Annotated in this window: 2 protein-coding genes; both read right to left on the reverse strand. The window is 48.0% G+C overall.

Features of this window, described 5'->3' with window-relative positions:
• Positions 1-213: 213 nt before the first annotated feature.
• On the reverse strand, positions 214-2,241 hold the full coding sequence (locus AZ66_RS28315; RefSeq protein ID WP_044357984.1) for a membrane protein: 2,028 nt from the start codon (positions 2,239-2,241) through the stop codon (positions 214-216).
• Positions 2,242-2,341: 100 nt separating this feature from the next.
• Positions 2,342-2,617, reverse strand: a complete 276-nt coding sequence (locus tag AZ66_RS28320; protein WP_021253116.1) for a WXG100 family type VII secretion target — start codon at positions 2,615-2,617, stop codon at positions 2,342-2,344.
• Positions 2,618-2,793: the final 176 nt, after the last annotated feature.

A 2,793-nucleotide genomic window follows, 5' to 3' on the forward strand; every position in this document is an offset into this window, starting at 1 on the left:
TTCGTAGAACGGAATACCATCTGTCGAATCGCTTGGGATAATGCGTCGTATACCACATCGATTCGCCTTCTTCCGGCCATCGTCATATTCATGGAAGCACTGATATCAATTAAATAGATGAGAAGTGCAGGCGTGCGCTGTGAAGCCTGTATCGTGTAGTTCATCCGTCCAATTCACCTCATAGCATGTTATTTGAATCGTGCCTGTTCCACATTAAATGTCAGGCAGCATATAGGACGTATCACTCAAGAACTTGTAAATATGTCCAGCTCTCGCCCCTACCTTGCCTACATTTTTGAAGTAGTCTGGATCCTTTTCATACCGTTCTGTAAATTCAAACGCATACTTTGAAGCATTTTTGACATTATCTCTTAATAGTGCATTATACGCCTTATTGTAAGAGGCTATCAGTAGTACCACGTCACGGTTGCGAACCTTCTTCAATTGAGCTGCTTTCTCCGCGACCTGTGCGGCTTCCAGCCGTTTGCGCTCCTGCTCGCGAGCCTGTTCTATTCGTATCTGTTCATCCCGCTTCCTCTTCCACTCCACATACTTCTCATATTGCTCCTGTTGATCATACTGGGCTTGCAGACGTTTCCGCTCCGCATCCTTCTTCTTCTGTTCCTCCAGCTTCTTGGCGCGCTGCTGCTCCTCTATGCGCTTCTGCTCTTCTTCCTTACGTTTCAGTTCCTCTTGCTTGCGCGCTTCCTCCTTGCGCTTTTCTTCCTCACGAAGCTGTTTTGCTTCTTCCTGCTTCCGTTCCTCTTCCGCCTTCAACTGTTGAGTCTTCGCGTCAAGCAGCGCTTGTTCTTCCGCAGCCTTCTTGACCGCATCTTCGTTCATCTGATTCACCACAAAAGCTCCACAGCCAAGCAATAGGAGTGCTGACGCTACACCAATGATCGCAATCGCTCGCTTCCCTAGTTTGACTTTAGACCGTGGCATATGATCTGCTTCCCTTGCAAGCTTCTGCTCCAAGTCTTGAATCGCCGCAGCCAGCTCTATATGCATCGGACTTTCCTTCTCAACAAAATGATGAGCCGATCGATACACTTCCAAGGCACTTTGCAGTTGATTTTGCTCTTCTAGTTCTCTGGCCTGACGGAACAGGCGATTGACCACATCCGGATCAACATCAGCCCGAGCAGGAATATGGGGGGCGGATACTGCATCGGGTTGTATAGCAGGATGCTCTGTGTATCCTTCCGCCTCTTTATCGATCGCTTCATCCTCTGAACGCTGCTCATGAATCGCTTGCGTTCCTTCTGGCGCATTCTGCTGCTTAACGTCTATAACGATCTGTTCTTCCTCGTCTACGCCATTAAGCACAATCAACCATTCACCGAAGGTCGGACAACTGCTCAAATCCTGGCTTTCCCAAGCGCGTGAGAACAGATCCGATACTTTGCCGCCATATCGTTCTGTTAATACATGCTTCAATCCCTCATAACGCTCGCAAGAGGTTTGCATTTCACGCTGGTCGAAATAGCTCTCGCCCCATGCCTTATCCACGATCTGCTGAGATGACCAACCAAGCATCTCTGCAAGAAGAATGCTGCCCGCGAATCGATCTGCATATGCACTCCACATCCCTGTCAGCAGCGCACGATGTGCAGCATATCCTGGAGAGCCACTAAACAGCACATCCGGTCGATCCATCTTAGGACTATAGAGCTGCTCCACATCTACCAGTTCAATCGGTGATGCTTTTGAACTCTGCTTAACTTCCGAGAAAAACGGAAGCATGACATTCGGCGCAGACAAATCGCAATGTGCCAGACCTCGCTGCTCCATGCCGGAGCATACTCGTGCCAGCGATTTGGCAATCTGAAGGCTGTCTTGGCGTGTCAGCCGATTATGTTCTGCAACGATATCCAGCCACGTTGAGCCATGTATCCACGGCATTACCACTGCATAGAGCAAATCCGTGCTCTTCTGGATAAGTCCTCCGTTTTTCTCAGGGGTCAATACGTTCCGACTGCACACGCTTAGTCCTGGAAGCTCACTATAGGTCTCGAGCAGCTCAGATTGATATACCATCGCAGGGATACGATACTTCGGATGGAACACTTTGAGCGCCTTTGCCTCTACAGCATCTCCTCGGGTTGGAAGCAGCTGATAGATGACACCCTGTCTGCCAGCCTGCGCATAAACGAGGCCAGGAGCTGCCGGATGTTCACCGAACCGATATTCGATATCTTGAATAATGATCGTATCTCCTGATTGTGGCTGAAATGACATAATTCCTATCCTCCCGAGATGATGCATCTGTATGATGTAAGAAAAACCGGGAGTGTCCTACGCCCGGCTTCCTCTTCATATGCAAGTAAGAATTGAACGATTAGCGCTGTTCATCCACAGATCGGAACTTCTGCGCAATAGCCTTCAATTCTTCGCTAATTGTGTTCAAGGTTTGAACGAAGGATTGCATCTGCTTGCTTGCTTCTTGGAATTCTTGGAAGAAGCGCTGTTTCGTCATCCCTTCCCATTGACCTTCCATTCCTTGAATAGCCTGTGTCAGGGTGGCTACGATCTGTTGACTCTGATCTCCACCCTGCTTGAATTGATTCGACACTTGATCAACCTGTTCCGGTGTAATTAAAATGCGACCTGCCATGTTTGTTCCTCCTTTGGTAGACATTTGAACGACGAATAAATTATGCAAATATTTCTATTCATAATTGTACATGAAATCTATTACAAATTTAAAAGAGTCTGCAGTCCTAATTCTAAAATGTGGACTCCTGAGCCTGAGGAACGCTCTGAAGTACGAGTTGGAACTGCTCTTCTTCC

The sequence above is a fragment of the Paenibacillus sp. E194 genome (genome assembly GCF_000935845.1).
Classification (GTDB): Bacteria; Bacillota; Bacilli; order Paenibacillales; family Paenibacillaceae; genus Paenibacillus_B; species Paenibacillus_B alvei_B.

What these genes read in the sequence shown, in the direction of transcription:
- AZ66_RS28315 (WP_044357984.1), bottom strand. Translation starts at nt 2,241, where the DNA reads ATGTCATTTCAGCCACAATCAGGAGATACGATCATTATTCAAGATATC.
- AZ66_RS28320 (WP_021253116.1), bottom strand. Translation starts at nt 2,617, where the DNA reads ATGGCAGGTCGCATTTTAATTACACCGGAACAGGTTGATCAAGTGTCG.